We start from the raw sequence: 2,016 nt of genomic DNA on the forward strand, positions 1-2,016 counted from the left end.
GCCTGCTGCTGGTCCGCCGCGGCGGGCCCGCCGGGCGTGCTCCGGCCGCCGCGGCGGAGCCGGACCCCGCGGCGGCCGGCGTACCGCTGGAGATCACCGGGCTGACCAAGCGGTACGCCAAGGGGCAGGACCGGTACGCGGTACGGGACCTGTCGTTCCGGGTGGAGCAGGGGCAGGTCCTGGGTCTGCTCGGGCCGAACGGCGCCGGCAAGACCACCACCCTGCGGATGCTGATGGGCCTGATCTCGCCGGACGCCGGGGAGATCAGGGTGTTCGGGCACGTGGTCCGGCCGGGCGCACCGGTGCTGTCGCGGGTGGGGGCGTTCGTGGAGGGCGCCGGCTTCCTGCCGCACCTGTCGGGCCGGGCGAACCTCGAACTGTACTGGCAGGCCACCGGCCGCCCGGCCGAGGACGCGCACCTGGCCGAGGCGCTGGAGATCGCCGGGCTCGGCGACGCGCTGGAGCGGGCGGTACGCACGTACTCGCAGGGCATGCGGCAGCGGCTGGCGATCGCCCAGGCGATGCTGGGGCTGCCGGACCTGCTGATCCTCGACGAGCCGACGAACGGTCTGGACCCGCCGCAGATCCGGGAGATGCGGGACGTGATGATCCGGTACGCCGCCGGCGGCCGGACGGTCATCGTCTCCAGCCACCTCCTGGCGGAGGTCGAGCAGTCCTGTACGCACCTGGTGGTCATGGACCGCGGGCGGCTGGTGCAGGCGGGTCCGGTGGCCGAGATCACCGGGGGCGGCGACACGCTGCTGGTGACGCCGGCCGGCGGCCCGGTCGGCGCGACGACCCTGGAGAAGATCGCGGCGCTGGAGGGTGTGGGCTCGGTGGCAGCGGCCGACGAGGGGATCCTGGTGCGGCTGGACGGTGTGACGCCGGCCGAGCTGATCGCCGAACTCGTGCGGCTGGAGGTGCCGGTGGCCGCCGTCGGCCCGCACCGGCGCCTGGAGGACGCGTTCCTCACCCTGATCGGAGGAGCGGCATGAGCACGACGGATCGCGCGGTGGCGCAGGCGTCGGATCCCGCGGTGGCGCAGGCGTCCGGGACGGCCCCGGGCTACGTGGCGCGGCGAACGCTGCCGTTGCGCGTGGAGGCGCTGCGGCAGTGGCGCCGGCGGCGGACGCTGGTGATGGGCGGGGTGCTGGCGGCGCTGCCCTTCGTGATGATCATCGCGTTCGCGGTGGGCGGCGGCGGGGACGGGGGCGGCGGCCGGGACGACGGCGGCCGGGTCAGCATGATCGACGCGGCCACCGCCTCGGGCGCGAACTTCGCCGTGACGTGCCTGTTCGTGTCGGCGGGCTTCCTGCTGGTGGTGCCGGTGGCGCTGTTCTGCGGGGACACGGTGGCCTCCGAAGCCAGCTGGTCCTCGCTGCGCTACCTGCTCGCCTCACCGGTGCCGCGGGCGCGGCTGCTGTGGAGCAAGCTGGTGGTGGCGCTGGGCTTCAGCCTGGCGGCCATCGTGCTGCTGCCGGCGGTGGCGCTGGCCGCGGGCACGGTCGCGTACGGGTGGGGGCCGCTGAAGCTGCCGACCGGCGGGGAGCTGGCGGCCGGGGACGCGCTGCCCCGGCTGGCGGTGGCGGTGGCCTTCGTCTTCGTGTCGCAACTGGTCACCGCGGGGCTGGCGTTCTGGCTGTCGACGCGTACGGACGCCCCGTTGGGCGCGGTCGGCGGCGCGGTGGGTCTGACCATCGTGGGGAACGTGCTCGACGCGGTGACCGCGCTCGGCCAGTGGCGCGAGTTCCTGCCCGCGCACTGGCAGTTCGCCTGGGTGGACCTGCTCCAGCACCAGGTGGAGTGGGGCGGGATGGCCAAGGGCGCGGCGGTGTCGGTGTCGTACGCGCTGGTGCTGGTCGCGCTCGCCTTCCGGGGGTTCGCCCGCAAGGACATCGTGTCCTGACGGCCCGGCGGCCCGGCCGCCGCGGCCCGGCTCCCGCGGCCCGGCTCCCGCGGCCCGGCTCCCGCGGCCCGTACGCGTCGGGACCGCGGACCGGTCCCGACGCGTACGGG

General features: G+C 75.6%; 2 protein-coding genes. Both read left to right on the forward strand.

Annotation, left to right across the window (positions count from 1 at the left end):
- Positions 1-995, forward strand: a 995-nt coding sequence (locus GPJ59_RS35775; RefSeq protein WP_258025427.1) for an ABC transporter ATP-binding protein, incomplete at its 5' end; no start/stop codon positions are given.
- Positions 992-1,906 (forward strand): ABC transporter permease, encoded by a 915-nt coding sequence (locus GPJ59_RS35780; RefSeq protein WP_219672292.1) that lies wholly within the window; start codon positions 992-994, stop codon positions 1,904-1,906. The genes GPJ59_RS35775 and GPJ59_RS35780, both read left to right, overlap by 4 nt.
- The last annotated feature ends 110 nt before the right edge of the window (positions 1,907-2,016 follow it).

It is taken from the genome of Streptomyces bambusae, from assembly GCF_019400985.1.
GTDB lineage: Bacteria > Actinomycetota > Actinomycetes > Streptomycetales > Streptomycetaceae > Streptomyces > Streptomyces bambusae_A.